This window comes from Pseudomonas bananamidigenes (genome assembly GCF_001679645.1).
GTDB classification, from domain to species: Bacteria; Pseudomonadota; Gammaproteobacteria; order Pseudomonadales; family Pseudomonadaceae; genus Aquipseudomonas; species Aquipseudomonas bananamidigenes.
In genome coordinates, this window is record NZ_LRUN01000069.1 from 1 (window position 1) to 19,111 (window position 19,111).

18 protein-coding genes are annotated in these 19,111 nt (G+C 61.6%); 13 read left to right on the forward strand and 5 right to left on the reverse strand.

Going from position 1 to position 19,111, the window contains the following annotated elements:
• Together BBF94_RS22200 and rnhA are read left to right on the forward strand one after the other, a co-directional pair.
• Window positions 1-622, forward strand: a 622-nt coding sequence (locus BBF94_RS22200) for a class I SAM-dependent methyltransferase (RefSeq protein ID WP_065261109.1), incomplete at its 5' end; no start/stop codon positions are given.
• A gap of 91 nt (window positions 623-713) precedes the next feature.
• Window positions 714-1,175, forward strand: a complete 462-nt coding sequence (gene rnhA, locus BBF94_RS22205; protein ID WP_065261110.1) for a ribonuclease HI — start codon at window positions 714-716, stop codon at window positions 1,173-1,175.
• Here rnhA and BBF94_RS22210 read toward each other — a convergent pair whose 3' ends face one another.
• A complete protein-coding gene (locus tag BBF94_RS22210) occupies window positions 1,176-1,481 on the reverse strand; it encodes a DUF2388 domain-containing protein (protein WP_065261111.1) in 306 nt (101 codons plus the stop codon).
• 187 nt (window positions 1,482-1,668) lie between these two features.
• Here BBF94_RS22210 and dnaQ point away from each other — a divergent pair, with 187 nt between their 5' ends.
• From dnaQ to BBF94_RS22225, 3 genes are all read left to right on the forward strand, one after another.
• Window positions 1,669-2,421 carry a DNA polymerase III subunit epsilon gene (gene dnaQ, locus BBF94_RS22215; protein ID WP_065261112.1) on the forward strand — a complete coding sequence of 251 codons (753 nt, stop codon included), beginning with the start codon at window positions 1,669-1,671 and terminating at the stop codon, window positions 2,419-2,421.
• Between the two features lie 155 nt (window positions 2,422-2,576).
• On the forward strand, window positions 2,577-4,832 hold the full coding sequence (locus BBF94_RS22220; RefSeq protein ID WP_065261113.1) for an Orn/Lys/Arg family decarboxylase: 2,256 nt from the start codon (window positions 2,577-2,579) through the stop codon (window positions 4,830-4,832).
• A 14-nt stretch (window positions 4,833-4,846) separates the two neighbouring features.
• Entirely contained in the window at window positions 4,847-5,461 is a 615-nt protein-coding gene (locus tag BBF94_RS22225; RefSeq protein ID WP_065261114.1) for a GNAT family N-acetyltransferase, read from the forward strand.
• Here BBF94_RS22225 and BBF94_RS22230 read toward each other — a convergent pair.
• Both BBF94_RS22230 and BBF94_RS22235 read right to left on the reverse strand, forming a co-directional pair.
• A complete protein-coding gene (locus BBF94_RS22230) occupies window positions 5,427-6,320 on the reverse strand; it encodes a LysR substrate-binding domain-containing protein (RefSeq protein WP_065261115.1) in 894 nt (297 codons plus the stop codon). The genes BBF94_RS22225 and BBF94_RS22230 overlap by 35 nt on opposite strands.
• An 85-nt stretch (window positions 6,321-6,405) precedes the next feature.
• Complete coding sequence (locus BBF94_RS22235; protein WP_065261116.1) at window positions 6,406-6,642, reverse strand: hypothetical protein; 237 nt, start codon at window positions 6,640-6,642, stop codon at window positions 6,406-6,408.
• Between the two features lie 185 nt (window positions 6,643-6,827).
• Between BBF94_RS22235 and BBF94_RS22240 the strand changes: the two genes are divergently transcribed.
• A complete protein-coding gene (locus tag BBF94_RS22240; protein WP_065261117.1) occupies window positions 6,828-7,385 on the forward strand; it encodes an NADPH-dependent FMN reductase in 558 nt (185 codons plus the stop codon).
• Between the two features lie 100 nt (window positions 7,386-7,485).
• Window positions 7,486-8,769, forward strand: coding sequence for an arsenic transporter (locus BBF94_RS22245; RefSeq protein ID WP_065261118.1), 1,284 nt, complete (start codon window positions 7,486-7,488; stop codon window positions 8,767-8,769).
• 94 nt (window positions 8,770-8,863) lie between these two features.
• Here BBF94_RS22245 and BBF94_RS22250 read toward each other — a convergent pair whose 3' ends face one another.
• Complete coding sequence (locus tag BBF94_RS22250) at window positions 8,864-9,814, reverse strand: DUF1853 family protein (protein ID WP_065261119.1); 951 nt, start codon at window positions 9,812-9,814, stop codon at window positions 8,864-8,866.
• A gap of 114 nt (window positions 9,815-9,928) precedes the next feature.
• Here BBF94_RS22250 and BBF94_RS22255 point away from each other — a divergent pair, with 114 nt between their 5' ends.
• Genes BBF94_RS22255 through pepN form a run of 6 tightly spaced genes read left to right on the forward strand, consistent with a single transcriptional unit; the run spans window position 9,929 to window position 16,441 of the window.
• Complete coding sequence (locus BBF94_RS22255) at window positions 9,929-10,819, forward strand: NAD(+) kinase (RefSeq protein WP_065261120.1); 891 nt, start codon at window positions 9,929-9,931, stop codon at window positions 10,817-10,819.
• Window positions 10,819-11,790, forward strand: a complete 972-nt coding sequence (locus BBF94_RS22260) for a metallophosphoesterase (RefSeq protein ID WP_065261121.1) — start codon at window positions 10,819-10,821, stop codon at window positions 11,788-11,790. Before BBF94_RS22255 ends, BBF94_RS22260 begins: the two co-directional genes overlap by 1 nt.
• Window positions 11,787-12,656, forward strand: a complete 870-nt coding sequence (locus BBF94_RS22265; protein ID WP_065261122.1) for a rhomboid family intramembrane serine protease — start codon at window positions 11,787-11,789, stop codon at window positions 12,654-12,656. The genes BBF94_RS22260 and BBF94_RS22265 overlap by 4 nt, the downstream gene beginning before the upstream one ends.
• Window positions 12,657-12,685: 29 nt before the next feature.
• Complete coding sequence (locus tag BBF94_RS22270) at window positions 12,686-12,946, forward strand: YeaC family protein (RefSeq protein ID WP_065261123.1); 261 nt, start codon at window positions 12,686-12,688, stop codon at window positions 12,944-12,946.
• The gene (locus BBF94_RS22275) at window positions 12,943-13,773 is read left to right on the forward strand and encodes a DUF2797 domain-containing protein (protein ID WP_065261124.1); all 831 of its coding nucleotides are present in this window, start codon (window positions 12,943-12,945) and stop codon (window positions 13,771-13,773) included. The genes BBF94_RS22270 and BBF94_RS22275 overlap by 4 nt, the downstream gene beginning before the upstream one ends.
• 10 nt (window positions 13,774-13,783) lie before the next feature.
• On the forward strand, window positions 13,784-16,441 hold the full coding sequence (gene pepN / locus BBF94_RS22280; RefSeq protein ID WP_065261125.1) for an aminopeptidase N: 2,658 nt from the start codon (window positions 13,784-13,786) through the stop codon (window positions 16,439-16,441).
• Between the two features lie 147 nt (window positions 16,442-16,588).
• On the opposite strand, the gene katG is transcribed toward pepN, so the two are convergent.
• Window positions 16,589-18,859: a catalase/peroxidase HPI gene (gene katG / locus BBF94_RS22285; protein WP_065261126.1), complete on the reverse strand. Its 2,271-nt coding sequence runs from the start codon at window positions 18,857-18,859 to the stop codon at window positions 16,589-16,591.
• Window positions 18,860-19,111: the final 252 nt, after the last annotated feature.

Sequence of the window (19,111 nt, forward strand, 5' to 3'; positions counted from 1 at the left end):
TTTTTTCGGAGGCTATCTGGTGCATTACGGTCCTTCCGCCGAAACACCGCCGTCGGCACCGCAAGTGCAGCGCAATGTTCGCCTCGGTGCACCGTTGCCGGGGGTGGAGATTGTCTGCGAAGAGCAGGCCTGGCCCTTGAGCGAACACGCCGCCGACGTTGTGGTGTTGCAGCATGGTCTGGACTTCTGCCTGTCGCCCCACGGCCTGCTGCGAGAAGCAGCCAGCAGCGTGCGCCCCGGCGGGCATCTGTTGATTGTCGGGATCAACCCCTGGAGCACCTGGGGCTTGCGTCATGTCTTCGCTCATGATGCCTTGCATCAGGCCCGCTGCATCTCGCCATCAAGGGTCGCCGACTGGCTCAACCTGCTGGGCTTCGCGCTGGAGAAACGCCGCTTCGGGTGCTATCGTCCGCCGCTCGCGTCACCCAAGTGGCAGGCCCGTCTGGCCGGTTGGGAACGCAAGGCCGGCGACTGGCAACTGGCGGGCGGCGGTTTCTATCTGCTGGTCGCGCGCAAGATCGTGGTCGGCCTGCGCCCTGTACGCCAGGAACGTCGCGAGCCGATGGGCAAGCTGATTCCACTGCCGATGGCCAAGGTCAATCGTCGCCGTATCGAACCGTAAACCTTCTTTTTATAGTGGCCGGGCCCGTCCCGGCCCCGGTCGTCGTCGATCCTTGATCGGCGAGACCACGCATTTTTCTGGATGGATTGGCATGAGCGAAAGCCTCGATAGCGTAGAACTGTTCACCGACGGCGCCTGCAAGGGCAACCCCGGCCCGGGTGGCTGGGGCGCCTTGCTTGTATGCAAGGGCGTCGAAAAGGAACTGTGGGGCGGCGAAGCCAATACCACCAACAACCGCATGGAACTGCTCGGCGCGATCCGCGGCCTGGAAGCCCTCAAGCGTCCCTGCGAAGTGCTGCTGGTGACCGACTCGCAATATGTGATGAAAGGCATCAACGAATGGATGGCCAACTGGAAGAAGCGCGGCTGGAAAACCGCGGCCAAGGAGCCGGTCAAGAACGCCGACCTGTGGAAGGAGCTGGACGAGCAGGTCAATCGCCACAAGGTCACCTGGAAGTGGGTCCGCGGCCACATCGGCCACCACGGCAACGAGCGGGCCGACCAGCTGGCCAATCGCGGGGTGGATGAAGTGCGCGGTTTGAAACAGGGCTGATTACAGCATCAGTATGGCCTCCGCCAGCTGCAGGTCAGTGGCGGAAAGCTCCGGCAACAGGCTGCGAATCCGCTGGAGTGCCGCTTCCATCTGTGCGCCACGAATGTCCCCGTCGCTGGCAACGAAGGCCGCCGCATCGTCCCTGGCGGCCAGCACGATCTTGTCGTCCTTGAACGAACCGCTGGTGCCTTTGCTGGAACTGAGCGTCAGGCTCAGGGTGATGTCGGTGCTGACGACGAAACTGGTGGCGTGTGCTTGAGTCATCAGCAGGCAGCCGCCGAGCAATAGAAACCGTGCAGTCTTCATGAGGTGTCCGAGTCCGTGAGAAACAGGCCGCGCACGCTAACAAGCCGGTCTGTCCCAGACTTTATGAAGATTGCTAATGATTGTTAAAAACTGCATGAGCGCCGATCACCCGGCGGGACGCGACGCGCGCCACCGGCGTGTTAACATCGCCGTTTTTGCACGATTGACCGTTGAGAGCTGAACACTGATGGCCACCAGATCCGTTGTACTCGATACCGAAACCACCGGCATGCCGGTGACCGATGGTCACCGGATCATTGAAATCGGTTGCGTCGAGCTGATCGGTCGACGCCTGACGGGCCGGCATTTTCACGTCTACCTGCAACCGGATCGCGAAAGTGACGAGGGCGCGATCGGCGTCCACGGTATCACCAACGAATTCCTTGTCGGCAAACCACGTTTCGCCGAAGTGGCCGACGAGTTCTTCGAATTCATCAACGGCGCGCAACTGATCATCCATAACGCGGCGTTCGACGTTGGCTTCATCAACAACGAATTCGCCCTGATGGGACAGCACGATCGTGCCGACATCACGCAGCACTGCACGATCCTCGACACCCTGATGATGGCCCGGGAACGTCACCCGGGTCAGCGCAACAGCCTCGATGCCTTGTGCAAACGCTATGGCGTCGACAACTCCGGCCGTGAGCTGCACGGCGCATTGCTCGACTCGGAGATTCTCGCCGACGTCTACCTGACCATGACCGGTGGCCAGACCAGCCTCTCGCTGGCGGGCAATGCCACTGACGGTGCAGGCGAGGGCGCGGACAACTCGGCCACCGAAATCCGTCGTCTGCCGGCGGATCGCAAGCCGGGGCGAATCATTCGCGCCACCGAAGCCGAACTGGCGGAGCATCAGGTGCGGCTGGAAATCATCGCCAAGTCCGCTGGCGCACCGGCCTTGTGGACGCAATTGCTGGAAGCCGAATCCCAGGCTTGAAGATCACAGGATCGTCCAGCGGTGTCGAGCGCCTTCGGACGATTCTTTTGTTTTTGGCAGTACTGACAACTGGCCACCCTCGCCACATCCGCTTCGACCTTCTACCCTGAGGACATTGGCAGACCACTCTCCGCCGCCTCAGGACGCCGCGCCCCATGTACAAAGATCTGAAATTTCCGGTGTTGATCGTTCATCGCGACATCAAGGCTGACACGGTTGCCGGCGAGCGCATTCGTGGCATCGCCCATGAACTGGAGCAGGAAGGTTTCAGCGTCGTTTCGGCCACGGACTACGCCGAGGGCAGGCTGGTCGCATCGACCCATCATGGTCTGGCGTGCATGTTGATCGCCGCCGAAGACGCGAGCGCCCATTCCCATCTGCTGCAGAACATGGCCGAACTGATCGGTCTGGCCCGTGTACGGGCGCCGGATCTGCCGATCTTTGCGCTGGGTGAGCAGGTCACGCTGGAGAACGCCCCGGCCGATGCCATGGCCGAGCTCAATCAGTTGCGCGGCATTCTTTATCTGTTCGAAGACACCGTGCCGTTTCTCGCCCGGCAGGTGGCGCGGGCCGCGCGCAAGTATCTGGACGGGTTGCTGCCGCCGTTCTTCAGGGCGCTGGTGCAGCATACGGCCGATTCCAACTACTCCTGGCACACCCCGGGCCATGGCGGTGGGGTGGCGTATCACAAGAGCCCGGTGGGGCAGGCGTTTCACCAGTTTTTCGGGGAGAACACCCTGCGCTCGGACTTGTCGGTGTCGGTGCCGGAGCTGGGTTCGCTGCTCGATCACACCGGGCCACTGGCTGAGGCCGAAGCGAGAGCCGCGCGCAATTTCGGCGCCGATCACACCTTTTTCGTGATCAATGGCACATCGACCGCCAACAAGATCGTCTGGCACTCCATGGTCGGGCGCGATGATCTGGTGCTGGTGGATCGCAACTGTCACAAGTCGGTGCTGCACGCGATCATCATGACCGGCGCGATCCCGCTGTACCTGTGCCCGGAACGCAACGAGCTGGGGATCATCGGGCCGATTCCGCTGAGCGAATTCAGTCGCGAATCGATTCAGGCCAAGATCGACGCGAGCCCGCTGACAAAGGGCCGGGAGCCGAAAGTCAAACTGGCGGTGGTCACCAACTCCACTTACGACGGCCTGTGTTACAACGCCGAACTGATCAAGCAGAACCTGGGCAACAGCGTCGAGGTGCTGCATTTCGATGAAGCCTGGTACGCCTACGCGGCGTTTCACGAATTCTTTGCCGGACGCTACGGCATGGCCACTTCGCGCAGCGCCGACAGTCCGCTGGTGTTCACCACCCATTCCACCCACAAGTTGCTGGCGGCGTTCAGTCAGGCCTCGATGATTCATGTGCAGGACGGCGGAGCCCGGCAACTGGACCGAGACCGGTTCAACGAAGCATTCATGATGCACATCTCGACGTCGCCGCAGTACAGCATCATTGCGTCACTGGATGTGGCCTCGGCCATGATGGAAGGCCCGGCCGGGCGTTCGCTGTTGCAGGAAACCTTCGATGAGGCCCTGAGCTTTCGCCGGGCGCTGGCCAACCTTCGTGGACACATCGACGCCAGTGACTGGTGGTTCTCGATCTGGCAGCCGCCCGGCGTCGAGGGCATCGACCGGGTGCAGACCGAAGACTGGCTGCTGAAGCCGGAGGCGGACTGGCATGGTTTTGGCGAGGTCAGCGACGACTACGTGCTGCTCGATCCGATCAAGGTCACTTTGGTGATGCCTGGCCTGACCGCTGGCGGCGCATTGAGTGACAGGGGTATTCCGGCAGCGGTGGTCAGTCGTTTTCTGTGGGAACGCGGGCTGGTGGTGGAGAAAACCGGGCTGTACTCGTTCCTGGTGCTGTTCTCCATGGGTATCACCAAAGGCAAATGGAGCACGCTGTTGACCGAGCTTCTGGAGTTCAAGCGCAGCTACGACGCCAACGTCAGGCTCGATACTTGCCTGAGGTGTGTCGCCCAGGAGGATCCGGTGCGCTATCGCGGCATGGGCCTGCGCGATCTGTGCGACCAGCTCCACGCCTGTTATCGCAGCAATGCCACCGCCAGGCACCTCAAACGCATGTACACCGTGCTGCCGGAGATCGCCATGAAGCCGGCCCATGCCTACGATCAACTGGTGCGCGGTGAAGTCGAGGCGGTACCGATCGATGAGCTGGAAGGGCGGGTCGCGGCGGTGATGCTGGTGCCTTACCCGCCGGGAATCCCGCTCATCATGCCCGGCGAGCGTTTTACCGAAGCCACTCGGTCGATCATCGATTACCTGAAATTTGCCCGCACGTTCGATGCGAGCTTTCCGGGGTTCATGGTCGATGTGCACGGACTGCAACACGAAGACGAGGGCAATGGACGGCACTACACCGTCGATTGCGTCAAGGAATGAGGGCGTTTACCAACATGCAACCGGTCATGAATCAAACATCCCCGAGGCTGTCCGTGCGTGTCGCCGATGACGGCTTTGCAGCCTATATCTGGGGCAGCGATTTCAGTTTCGAGGTCGCCGCCTATGGCGCGGCCGAGATCGGCAAGCCCGTCGCGCAGTGGCGCGTCACGCCGATCGTGCCGTATCGCAAGTGCTACGGCATCGACCCTGAAGAATTCAGCAGTTTTCGCGATGCGCCTGACAGCGCGATCTTCATGGCTTATCTGGAGGACCAGCCGGTGGGGCATCTGGTGATCAGCACCAACTGGAACGGCTTTGCCCATATCGACGAACTGGCGGTGCATGCACCGGCGCGTCGGCATGGCGTGGCGAAAGCCTTGCTGGACGTGGCGCAGTTCTGGAGCCGCAAGAAAAAGCTGCCGGGGATCATGCTCGAAACCCAGAACAACAACCTCGGTGCCTGCCGCTTGTATGAGCGTTGTGGTTACGTGATCGGCGGTATCGACCATCTGCGTTATCGCGGCATCGATCCGAACACCGCCGAGGTGGCGTTGTTCTGGTATCGACTGTTCGACAATCCGCTGGAACACCCGATCAGTTCGCCAGCATCGCCGTGGCTTGTTCCGTGACGATGCCGAGCAGGGTCTGAATGGATGATGGCGGCGTTGCGTGCTTGAAGGTCAGCGCATGAAGGCTGACCGGCACCGCCGGTGACAACGGGCAGGTATCGAGTCCGCTGGCTCGCGCACCCAGCGCAGTGAACGGATCGACAATGGCCAGGCCTTCACCGGCCTCGACCATGCTGCGCATCATCTGGTGGGTCTGCACCCGGGTGTGGATGCTCGGCGCCGGGCGCAGCGCCTGGAGTTTATGCTCCAGCGCCGGGCTCAACGGGTCCTGGCCTTCGAGGCCGACCATCGCCTGACCCGCCAGATCCTGCAGCGAAATGTACTTCTGCTTCGGTTGCAGCCAGCCGTGGGGCGCCAGCAATTGCAGCTTGCCCTGGGCCAATACCTGGCAATGGATATCAGGGTGTTCCGGGTCGTGCAGGCTCAGTCCCAGATCGCTCTCGCGCAGCAACAGACTGCGAACGATGTGGCGGGTAGGTTCGCTGAGCAGGGTGCAAGGAACGTCCGGCAGACGTCGACGCAACGCCGCAAGACTTTGCGGCAACAGCTGTTGCGCCAGCGGCGGGGTGCCGATGATGCGCAGTGGCGGGGCCAGGTATTGCTTCAGGCTGCTGGCCAGTCGTTGCACCGGCTCCAGCGCGTCATAGATGCGGGCGATCTCGACTTGCAGTGCCCGGGCTTCGGCGGTGGCCTGAAGGCGTCCGCGGACGCTGGCGAACAGCATGAACCCAAGCTGGCTTTCGGCTTCGCGCAACCGCGCTTCGACATCGTCCGTCGGCAATTGCAACCATTCGGCGGCGGTGCCCACGTGCCCGGTCTGCAAAAGCGCCTGAATCACCTCGATATGACGTAAACGCATGCGTGAAGTCCATGTCCGGCCGTTGGGGTCAGTGGCTGAATCCTACCCCAACTCGGCGCGGATGACTTCTGCTCATAGCGATCGGTTATGAAGCGATCGACGGCTCAGGCTCGCGGATCAGCGTGATGCCCGATTGCACCAGCAGAAACTCGTTGTCGTCGACTTTATTGACCCTATCGCCAATCGCCAGTTTGTAGGTGGTAACAGGCTCCATGCCGGTGAATCCGTCTGCCGACGGGTTGGACTCCTGGAACTCATGCACGGAATAAACGCGGCCTTCCGCATCTCTTGCATGGAACTGACCGACGAGTACTGCTGCCATCTGCTTAGAACCTCTGGAGATAAAACGCTGGATTTGCGGCTTGGTAGACCGCCATCAAGCTCGGTAAGTTTTCCTACAGGAAAAAAATAATCCAGACGTGGGAAATATCCTTCGGCGTCTGGTTGAATCATCGTCGGATCATCTATAACTACAGGCTCCTCCCACGGACAGTCGAGAGTCTTCCCATGAGCAATGTCTATAACGTCGCGGTAGTGGTTGGCAGCCTGCGTAAAGCTTCGATCAATCGCAAGGTCGCGCTGGCGCTGGCGGAGCTGGCACCGGCCAACCTCAAGCTGAACATTGTGGAAATTGGCGATCTGCCCCTTTATAACGAAGACATCGACGGCGATTCACCGCCGGCAGCCTACAGCACTTTTCGCCAACAAGTGGCGTCATCCGACGCGGTGCTGTTTGTCACTCCGGAGTACAACCGTTCGGTGCCGGCGCCGCTGAAAAACGCCATTGACGTCGGCTCTCGGCCTTATGGCAAGAGTGTCTGGGGTGGCAAGCCGGGTGCGGTGATCAGTGTCTCGCCGGGTGCCATCGGCGGTTTCGGCGCCAACCAGCATTTGCGCCAATCCTTCGTTTTTCTCAACGTGCCCTGCATGCAGCAGCCGGAAGCCTACCTGGGCGGCGCCGGTACGGCGTTCGATGAGTCAGGCAAACTGAACGAGTCGGTCAGACCGTTCCTGCAAAACTTCATCAATGCCTATGGCGAGTGGGTTGTGCAACACAAGAAGTGAAGCGGCAACATTTCTGACACGATAACGAACCTGTGGGGGGATGGCTCCCACAGGTTTTTTTGTGGTCTGATTCTTTCCCTTTTATTGAAGGCTGTCGCGAATGCTTGCTGCGTCACTGATTTTCCTGCTGACCATTACCCTGGTGATCTGGCAACCCAAAGGCCTCGGGGTCGGTTGGAGTGCGACCTTCGGAGCGATTCTGGCGCTGATTTTCGGCGTGGTGCACCTGAGCGACATTCCGCTGGTGTGGCAGATCATCTGGAACGCCACTGGCACTTTCGTGGCGCTGATCATCATCAGTCTGTTGCTTGATGAGGCGGGCTTCTTTGCGTGGGCCGCGTTGCACGTGGCGCGATGGGGGCGGGGCAGCGGGCGCAAGCTGTTTGCCTTCATGGTGTTGCTCGGTGCGCTGGTGTCGGCGTTATTCGCCAACGACGGCGCGGCGCTGATCCTCACGCCCATCGTGATTTCCATGTTGCTGGCCCTGCGTTTTTCGCCGGCGGCGACTCTGGCGTTCGTCATGGGCGCGGGGTTCATCGCTGATACCGCGAGCCTGCCGCTGGTGGTGTCGAACCTGGTCAACATCGTCTCGGCCGACTTTTTCCACATCGGATTCAACCGTTATGCGGCGGTGATGGTTCCGGTCAACTTTGTCAGCGTCGCGGCCACGCTGGCGGTGTTGTTGTGGTTCTTCCGCCGTGACATCCCCGGGACTTACGACCCCGACCAGCTCGAGCATCCGGAAACGGCCATACACGACAAGGCCACGTTCTACGCCGGCTGGGCGGTGTTGCTGATTCTGCTGGTCGGTTGTTTTGCCCTGGAGCCGCTGGGCATTCCGATCAGCGCCATTTCGGCCGTGTGCGCGGCGTTGCTGCTGGGTATCGCCGCCCGCGGGCACAGGATTTCCACGCGCAAGGTCATGAAAGAGGCGCCGTGGCAGATCGTGATTTTCTCCCTGGGCATGTATCTGGTGGTCTACGGTTTGCGTAATGCCGGGCTGACGGATCATCTGGCCGGATGGCTGGATGCCTTCGCCGGGTACGGCGTGTGGGGCGCAGCCATGGGAACCGGCGTGCTGACGGCGTTGCTGTCGTCGATCATGAACAATCTGCCGACGGTGCTGATCGGCTTGCTCTCGATCGATGCGAGTCAGGCGACCGGTGTGGTGAAGGAAGCGATGATCTACGCCAACGTGATCGGCAGCGACCTGGGGCCCAAGATCACTCCGATCGGCAGTCTTGCGACCTTGCTCTGGCTGCATGTGCTGGAGCGCAAGGACATACGGATTGGCTGGGGTTACTACTTCAAGGTCGGGATTGTGCTGACGGTGCCGGTGTTGCTGGTGACATTGGCGGCATTGGCTGTGCGGCTTTCCATTTAGACCGGGTTGATCCCTTCGCGAGCAGGTTCGCTCCCACAGAGAATGCATTTCAAGTGTGGGAGCGAGCCTGCTCGCGAAGAGGGCGGCACAGAACTCAGGCCTGACCGGGCACATTCGGCCAAAGGTCTGACACCAGAAACAGCCGCTCGGCCTCTTCCCATTCGCCCCGGGCATTTTCGGTGAGGCGCACCATCAACTGTGCCGGGGCCAGCGGTTCCAGTGCATCGAGCCAGTCCCGCAACTGCTCGTGGCTCCAGGCCTGATCCGCCGGGTAATGCGCCGGCGCCAGCCACGCATGACGGGGCAGGGGCTGCCAGCGACCGCTCGGGCGCTGGGCGACAAACGCCGGCCAGTCCTTCTGGTGCAGCCAGCTGCCGCGCAGATGCTGCGGATGCGCGCCGCTCGGGGGTTCCGATTGCCCGGGCCACGGATACAGCAGATAACCGCCCAGCCACAATTGCGCACTGAATGATTCGATATCCAGCGCCGCCAGGGCTTCACGGCTTTCCGGGCGGGCGGAAATCGGCAACTGGTGTTGGCTCAGATGGGCCAGTTTGCGGTCCAGTCGATCATGGCAGCCGGGGCCAAGCCACCGCGCCGGATCATGCCCGTTGCCGTCCTGCGGGCCGAGGTAGAGCTTGATCGCCAGTTCCAGATGATGCACCCCGTCGCGGTCGCGCAGCAGCATGTCGAGTTCGCCGAGGGTGTGGCCTTCGCGGCGGATCGGCAGGTTGGCGGCGATCAGCTCGATCCCGGGCGCCTGCTCCACGGCGAATTGCCAGAGCCGTTCGTAATACAGGCCCAGGCGTCGAGTGCGGGCCTGGGACAGCCATTGCAGCAGACCGTAGCTGTCCCGGTCGAGACGATGCAGCCAGTGCGCCAGTCGCTCAGGGTCGTGCACCCAGTCGCTGCCCGCCAGCGGATGACGTTGCGGCCACGGCGTGGCAGCGAGCATCGGCGGGGCGAGGATGACCCACGCCAGATCACGCACTTCAGGGTGGCGCAACTGGTGGGGCAGCTGGAGTAAATCGGGAAACAGGATCATCTTGCGAGCATAGCCTTAAACGCAGGTGCACTCTTGGGCTGAAAGGGTTTTGTCTATACGGCGCTTTCGCCCATAATCGTGGTTTTCGCCGCCGCAGCCCCTCGCAGGAGTCCCATGGAGCAATTTCGTAATATCGGCATCATCGGTCGCCTGGGCAGTTCCCAGGTGCTGGATACCGTCCGCCGACTGAAACGCTTTCTGCTCGACCGTCACCTGCATGTGATCCTCGAAGACACCATCGCCGAAGTCCTGCCCGGTCATGGCCTGCAAACCTCCTCGCGCAAGATGCTCGGCGAAGTCTGCGACATGGTCATCGTCGTCGGCGGTGACGGCAGCCTGCTCGGCGCGGCCCGGGCACTGGCCAGACACAATATCCCGGTACTCGGGATCAACCGTGGCAGTCTCGGCTTTCTCACCGACATTCGTCCCGACGAGCTGGAAATCAAGGTCGCCGAAGTGCTGGACGGCCACTATCTGGTGGAAAACCGTTTCCTGCTGCAGGCCGAAGTCCGTCGTCACGCCGAGGCCATCGGCCAGGGCGACGCGCTGAACGACGTAGTGCTGCATCCCGGCAAATCGACGCGGATGATCGAGTTCGAGCTGTACATCGACGGCCAGTTCGTCTGCAGCCAGAAGGCTGACGGCCTGATCGTCGCCACGCCGACCGGTTCCACCGCGTACGCGCTGTCCGCCGGCGGTCCGATCATGCATCCCAAGCTCGACGCTATTGTGATTGTGCCGATGTACCCCCATACCTTGTCGGGCAGACCGATCGTGGTCGATGGCAACAGTGAGCTGAAAATCGTCGTGTCCAAAGATATGCAGATCTACCCGCAGGTCTCCTGCGACGGGCAAAACCACTTCACCTGCGCGCCGGGCGACACCATCACCGTCAGCAAGAAAGCGCAGAAGCTGCGGCTGATCCATCCGCTCGACCACAACTATTACGAAGTCTGCCGCACCAAGCTCGGCTGGGGCAGCCGGTTGGGTGGTGGAGGCGACTGATGCTCGATCCTGCGCGCAGTTATGACCTGATCGGTGACGTGCACGGATGCGCCCTGACCCTGGAACACCTGCTGGACCGTCTCGGTTTCCATAAGCAGGGCGGGGTCTGGCGACATCCATCGCGCATGGCCGTGTTCGTCGGCGACATCATCGACCGTGGCCCGCGGATTCGCGAGGCGCTGCACATCGTCCACGACATGGTCGAGGCCGGTCAGGCCTTGTGCATCATGGGCAACCACGAATTCAACGCGCTGGGCTGGAGCACACCGGCACCGCCCGGCAGCGGCAAGCAGTTCGTGCGCGAGCACACGCCGCGCCATGCCCGGCTGCTGCATGAAACCCTGACCCAGTTCGAACAGCATCCCGGTGACTGGCACGACTTCCAGCGCTGGTTCTATGAGCTGCCGCTGTTCGTCGACGCCGGTCGCTTCCGGGTGGTGCATGCCTGTTGGGATGCCGGCCTGATCGAGCCGTTGCGCGCATTGTTCCCTGATGGCTGCGTCGACGAGCACTTTCTCCAGGCATCGGCGGTGCCGGGCAGTTTCGCCTGCACGGTGTTCGATCGCCTGCTGCGCGGCACCGACATGCGCCTGCCGGATGGCCTGACCATGACCAGTGGCGACGGTCTGGTGCGTTCGTTCTTCCGCACCAAGTTCTGGGAAGACGATCCGCAGACCTACGGCGACATCGTGTTCCAGCCCGACGCCCTGCCGGAACCGGTGGCGCAGAAGCCGCTGACCTCCAGCGAAAAGAATTCCCTGCTGCGCTACGGCGTCGATGAGCCATTACTGTTCGTCGGCCACTACTGGCGCAGCGGCAAACCGGCACCGATCCGCCCGAACCTCGCCTGTCTGGATTACAGTGCGGTGCTCTACGGCAAACTGGTGGCCTATCGTCTGGATCAGGAGACGTGCCTGGATCCGCATAAATTTGTCTGGGTCGATGTCGAGCGGCCGGAGGTGCTGCGATGAGCGCGGTAGCGGTATTGCGTCTGCCACTGGCGGTGGACCTGAGCGGGTTCGTCAAACTGCTGCAACGCATGCAGGTGCCGCACCGCGTCAGCGAAGAATCGGGCGAGCAGGTGCTGTGGGTGCCGTCGGAAATCAGCGAAGACGTGCGTTCGCTGTATGAACGCTTCCCGGCAGGTGACCCGGATCAGCAACTGGATATTCCGGCAGCGCCGACCTTCAAGCGGCCGAGCTTCGCCGAGCAACTGAAACATGCCAGGGCCACCGGCTTCATCCTGTTGCTCAGCCTGCTGGTCGGCGGTCTGACGTACCTGGGTGACAACCTCGACACGATGCGCTGGCTGACCTTTCTCGATTTCCGGGTGATCGGCGACTACATCCATTTCACCTCACTGGCCGACAGCCTGGCGGCAGGGCAGTGGTGGCGCCTGTTCACGCCGATGCTGATCCATTTCGGCATCCTGCACCTGGCCATGAACGGCATGTGGTACTGGGAGCTGGGACGGCGTATCGAGTCGCGCCAGGGCAGCATCAACCTGATCGGTCTGACGCTGCTGTTCAGCCTCGTGTCCAACTATGCGCAATTTGTCTGGAGCGGCCCGAGCCTGTTCGGCGGTCTGTCCGGTGTGCTTTACGGGTTGCTCGGCCATTGCTGGATCTTCCAGCTGCTGGCGCCGAACCCGGCCTATCGCCTGCCGCGAGGCGTGCTGGTGATGATGCTGGTGTGGTTGCTGGTGTGCATGTCCGGACTGATCTCGGCCATCGGCTTCGGCCAGATCGCCAACGCCGCCCATGTCGGCGGGTTACTCATCGGATGCTTCACCGGTTTGTTGGGTGGTTTGTACAACCGCCGTAAACTGGCCGCCTGAATTTTTGAATAAAGAGCACGGAGACCCTGATGTCCTCTTTTAACGAACTGATCAAGAACATCACCCCGGATATCTACCAGAGCCTGAAACTGGCCGTGGAAATCGGCAAATGGTCCGACGGTGGCAAACTCACCGCCGAACAGCGCGAGCTGTCGCTGCAGGCGATGATCGCCTGGGAAATCCAGAACCTGCCCGAAGAAGAGCGCACCGGTTACATGGGCCCGCAGGAGTGTGCGTCGAAGTCGATCGAGGTGCCGAACATCCTGTTCAAGTCGGACGCCATCCATTGATCGAGATTGGCCGCGGTGCAATCAGCAAAATGTCGGCGCGCCTGGACGGGCCGAACGTGCAATACGCGTTTCGTCTGGATGACGTCGAGGTGCCGGTCAACCCGTTGATCGGCACGACGGTGCGTCTGGAGTATCTGGGGGCGATTCATTGCACCCATTGCGGGCGCAAGACCAAGACCAGTTTCAGTCAGGGTTACTGCTACCCATGCATGACCAAACTGGCCCAGTGCGACGTGTGCATCATGAGCCCGGAACGCTGCCACTTTGAGGCCGGCACCTGCCGGGAGCCGGAGTGGGGCGAGAAGTTCTGCATGACCGATCACGTCGTCTATCTCGCCAATTCGTCGGGGATCAAGGTCGGCATCACCCGCGCGACCCAACTGCCGACCCGCTGGCTCGATCAGGGCGCCAGTCAGGCACTGCCGATCATGCGTGTGTCTACGCGGCAGCAGTCGGGTTTCGTCGAAGACCTGTTCCGCAGTCAGGTGGCGGACAAGACCAACTGGCGCGCCTTGCTCAAGGGCGACGCAGCGGCGGTGGATCTGGCGCAGGTGCGCGATCAGCTGTTCGACAGCTGCGCCGAAGGCCTGCAAGGCTTGCAGGAACGTTTCGGACTGCAGGCGATTCAGCCGGTCACCGGTGTCGAGCCGCTGGAAATCCGTTACCCGGTCGAGCAGTACCCGGCCAAAATCGTCAGCTTCAACCTGGACAAGAACCCGATTGCCGAAGGCACGCTGCTGGGGATCAAGGGCCAGTACCTGATCTTCGACACCGGCGTGATCAACATTCGCAAGTACACGGCCTATCAGCTCGCCGTGCATCAATAAGGACTTCAGCATGCGCACCGAACAACCGAAGATGATTTACCTGAAGGACTATCAGGCGCCCGAGTACCTGATCGATGAAACGCACCTGACCTTCGAGTTGTTCGAGGACCACAGCCTGGTCCACGCGCAACTGGTGATGCGCCGCAACCCGGCCCGTGGTCCGGGCCTGCCGCCGCTGGTGCTCGACGGCCAACAGCTGGAACTGCTGTCGGTGAGCCTGGCGGATCAGGCACTGAGCGCTGCCGACTACCAGTTGACCGAGAATCACCTGACGCTGCAGCCGAAGAGTGAAACCTTCACGGTCGACACCAGCGTCCGCATCCACCCGGAAACCAACACCGCGCTGGAAGGCCTGTACAAGTCCGGCAAGATGTTCTGCACCCAGTGCGAGGCCGAAGGTTTCCGCAAGATCACCTATTACCTCGACCGACCGGACGTGATGAGCAAGTTCACCACCACGGTGGTCGCCGAGCAGCACCGCTATCCGGTGCTGCTGTCCAACGGCAACCCGATCGCCAGCGGCCCCGGCGAAGACGGCCGGCACTGGGCGACCTGGGAAGACCCGTTCATGAAACCGGCGTACCTGTTCGCGCTGGTGGCCGGTGACTTGTGGTGCGTTGAAGACTCCTTCACCACCATGACCAACCGCAACGTGGCGCTGCGCATTTATGTCGAGCCGGAAAACATCGACAAGTGCCAGCACGCGATGAACAGCCTGAAGAAGTCGATGCGCTGGGACGAGGAGGTCTACGGTCGCGAGTACGATCTGGACATCTTCATGATCGTTGCCGTGAATGATTTCAACATGGGCGCCATGGAGAACAAAGGCCTCAACATCTTCAACTCCAGCGCCGTGCTGGCCCGCGCCGAAACCGCCACCGACGCCGCGCACCAGCGGGTCGAGGCGATCGTCGCCCACGAATATTTCCACAACTGGTCGGGCAACCGCGTGACCTGCCGTGACTGGTTCCAGCTGTCGCTGAAGGAAGGCTTCACCGTATTCCGTGATGCCGGTTTCTCTTCCGACATGAACTCGGCCACGGTCAAGCGCATTCAGGACGTGGCGTACCTGCGTACCCACCAGTTCGCCGAAGATGCAGGTCCCATGGCCCACGCCGTGCGCCCGGACAGCTTCATCGAGATTTCCAACTTCTACACCCTGACCGTGTACGAAAAGGGTTCGGAAGTGGTCGGCATGATCCACACCCTGCTGGGCGCCGAAGGCTTCCGCAAGGGCAGCGATCTGTACTTTGAACGCCACGACGGCCAGGCCGTGACCTGCGACGATTTCGTCAAGGCCATGGAAGATGCCAACGGCGTCGATCTGACCCAGTTCAAGCGCTGGTACAGCCAGGCCGGTACACCGCGTCTGGCCGTGAGCGAGTCTTACGATGCCGCCGTGAAAACCTACAGCCTGACCTTCCGCCAGAGCTGCCCGGAAACTCCGGACAAGGTTGAAAAGCTGCCGTTCGTGATTCCGGTGGCTCTGGGCCTGCTCGACCGCCAGGGCAACGAAATCGCCCTGCGTCTGGCCGGTGAAGCCTCGGCTCAGGGGACTTCGCGGGTGATCTCGGTCACCGAAGCCGAGCAGACTTTCACCTTCGTCGACATCGCCGAACAGCCGCTGCCGTCCTTGCTGCGTGGTTTCTCGGCGCCGGTCAAACTGAGCTTCCCGTACAACCGCGATCAACTGATGTTCCTGATGCAGCACGACAGCGACGGTTTCAACCGCTGGGATGCCGGTCAGCAACTGTCGGTGCAGGTGCTGCAGGAACTGATCGGCCAGCACCAGAAGGGCGAAAGCCTGGTGCTCGATCCGCGTCTGATTTCAGCCCTGCGCACGGTGCTGGCCGACCAGACCCTGGATCAGGCGATGGTTGCGGAGATGCTTTCGCTGCCAAGCGAAGCCTACCTGACCGAAATCAGCGAAACCGCCGACGTCGAAGCGATCCACACCGCCCGCGAATTCGCCCGTCAGCAACTGGCGGACAACCTGTTCGAAGCCTTGTGGCTGCGTTATCAGGCCAACCGCGATCTGTCGAAAAAGACCCCGTATGTGGCCGAAGCCGAGCATTTCGCCCGTCGTGCGCTGCAGAACATTGCGTTGTCGTACCTGATGCTCAGCGGCAAGCCTGAAGTGCTGGCGGCAACGCTGGAGCAGTTCGACGCGTGTGACAACATGACCGAACGCCTCACCGCGCTGGCGGTGCTGGTCAACTCGTCGTTCGAGGACGATAAGGCCAAGGCCCTGGCCAGTTTCGCCGAGCACTTCAAGGACAATCCGCTGGTCATGGATCAGTGGTTCAGCGTGCAGGCCGGCAGCACCTTGCCGGGCGGTCTGACCCGTGTGAAAGCCCTGATGCAGCACCCGGCGTTCAACATCAAGAACCCGAACAAGGTGCGTGCACTGGTCGGTGCGTTCGCCGGGCAGAACCTGATCAACTTCCACGCCGCGGACGGTTCCGGTTATCGCTTCCTCGCCGATCTGGTGATCGAGCTGAACGGCTTCAACCCGCAGATCGCCTCGCGTCAACTGGCGCCGCTGACTCGCTGGCGCAAGTACGACAGCGCTCGTCAGGGGTTGATGAAGGCGGAACTGGAGCGGATTCTTGCTTCGGGTCAGCTGTCCAGTGATGTGTATGAAGTGGTCAGCAAAAGCCTGGCGTAAGCTGGGATAGCACCGCTTAAAACTGTGGGAGCGAGCTTGCTCGCGAAGAGGGAATATCAGACACGCAGATGTCGTCTGAACTACCGCATTCGCGAGCAAGTCGAATCGTCGCACCGTCGCTCCCACAGTTGTTTTGCGTCTCCTCAGTTACTTCAGATCAAACCGATCCAGATCCATCACCTTCGCCCACGCGGCAACAAAGTCGTTGATGAACTGCTCCCTCGCATCGGAACTGGCGTACACCTCGGCCAACGCCCGCAGTATCGCGTTGGAACCGAACACCAGATCGACCCGCGTCCCCGTCCATTTCACATTGCCGGTCTTGCGGTCGCGACCTTCGAACTCATCCGCTGCCTTGGACGTCGGTTTCCATTCCACGTCCATGTCCAGCAGGTTGCGGAAGAAGTCGTTGGTCAGCGTGCCAGGCTTGTCGGTGAACACGCCGTGCTTCGTTTTGCCGACATTGGTGTCCAGCACCCGCAGGCCGCCGATCAGTACGGTCATTTCCGGTGCCGAAAGGGTCAGCAATTGCGCCTTGTCGATCAGCAATGCCTCGGCGGGCACACGATAAGTGCTGGCGGCGTAGTTGCGGAAACCATCGGTGTGCGGTTCAAGAAAACCGAACGATTCGACGTCGGTCTGCTCCTGACTCGCATCCGTCCGTCCCGGATTGAACGGCACGGTCACCGTGTGTCCGGCGTTTTTCGCCGCGTGTTCGACCCCGGCGTTACCGGCCAGTACGATCAGATCCGCCAGCGAGACGGATTTGCCCGAAGGGCCGCCATTGAACTCGTTCTGAATGCCTTCGAGGACTTTCAGCACCTTGTCCAGTTGCTCGGGCTGGTTGGCCTGCCAGAACCGCTGGGGTGCCAGACGCAGACGTCCGCCGTTGGCGCCGCCGCGTTTGTCCGAGCCCCGGAAGGTCGAGGCAGCGGCCCAGGCAGTGGAGACCAGCTCCGAAACGGACAGCCCCGACGCCAGCACTTTGCTTTTGAGTGCCCTGATATCGCTGTCGTCGATCAGCGGATGGCTGGCTTCGGGAATCGGGTCTTGCCACAGCAGTTCCTCTTGCGGCATTTCCGGGCCGAGATAGCGTGACAGCGGGCCCATGTCACGGTGAATCAACTTGTACCAGGCCCGGGCGAAGGCATCGGCCAGTTGGTCGGGATTGGCCAGGAAACGCCGCGAAATCTTCTCGTAGGCCGGGTCGAAACGCAGCGCCAGGTCGGAGGTGAGCATCCTCGGGTCGATGCGCTTGTTCGGGTCGTGGGCATGGGGAATGGTGCCGGCCCCGGCGCCGTTTTTCGGTTTCCACTGATGGGCGCCCGCCGGGCTCTTGGTCAGCTCCCACTCGAAGCCGAACAGGTTTTCCAGGTAGTTGTTGCTCCATCGGGTTGGCGTAGTGGTCCAGGTCACTTCGAGACCGCTGGTGATGGTGTCGGCCCCTTTGCCGCTGCCGAAGCTGTTTTTCCAGCCCAGGCCCTGAAGCTCAAGGCCGGCGGCTTCCGGTTCCGGGCCCACGTTATCGGCCGGACCGGCCCCGTGGGTCTTGCCGAAAGCGTGACCGCCGGCAATCAGCGCCACGGTTTCCTCGTCGTTCATGGCCATGCGGCCAAAGGTTTCACGGATGTCCCGGGCCGAGGCCACCGGGTCGGGATTGCCCTCGGGGCCTTCGGGGTTCACGTAGATCAGGCCCATCTGCACGGCGGCCAGCGGGTTTTCCAGATTGCGCTCGCCCTGATTGGTGCGACTCTGTTCATGGCCGTGCTCGGCCGGTTCGGCCACCAGCGTACCGTCGCCCGGTTCCTGCATGGCTTCGGGGTGTTTGCCGTAACGGGTGTCACCGCCCAGCCAGGTGGTTTCCGAACCCCAGTACACATCTTCGTCCGGCTCCCAGACATCGGGACGTCCGCCGGAGAATCCGAAGGTCTTGAAACCCATGGATTCCAGCGCGACGTTGCCGGTGAGGACGATCAGGTCGGCCCAGGAAATGTTGCGGCCGTATTTCTGCTTGATCGGCCACAGCAGGCGCCGGGCCTTGTCGAGACTGACGTTGTCCGGCCAGCTGTTGAGCGGGGCAAAGCGTTGCTGGCCGGAGCCCGCGCCACCCCGGCCATCAGCGGTGCGATAGGTGCCAGCGCTGTGCCAGGCCATGCGGATGAAGAGCGGGCCGTAGTGGCCGAAGTCGGCGGGCCACCAGTCCTGGGAATCGGTCATCAGTGCCGTCAGGTCGCGCTTCAGGGCCTGGAAGTCCAGGCTCTTGAAGGCCTTGGCGTAGTCGAAGTCCTGGCCCAGCGGATTGGAGGCAGGCGAATGCTGGCTCAGGATTTTCAGGTTCAGTTGATTCGGCCACCAATCGCGGTTCGTCGTGCCACCGCCGGCGGCGTGATTGAACGGGCATTTCGATTCATTTGCCATGTTCGGGTCCTTATCAGGTCTGCTGCGGCCGGCTCGTGCCGACTTCGGATTAGTAAGGCTAGACCCGACTCGGAAGGTCGGCTAATAGGCCGACTATTGGTGGCTGATAGGCATAGTCTTTTAGCGCTTTCTGCATTGTTTTTTTCGGGGAATGCACCGTCAGCTCGTTGCCGAACGGCAGGGTTGAGTGTTGAGAATCCCGTTCTTGAGCGGTTGCTGTAAGCATCGAGGCAAGAATCATGATGGCCATTG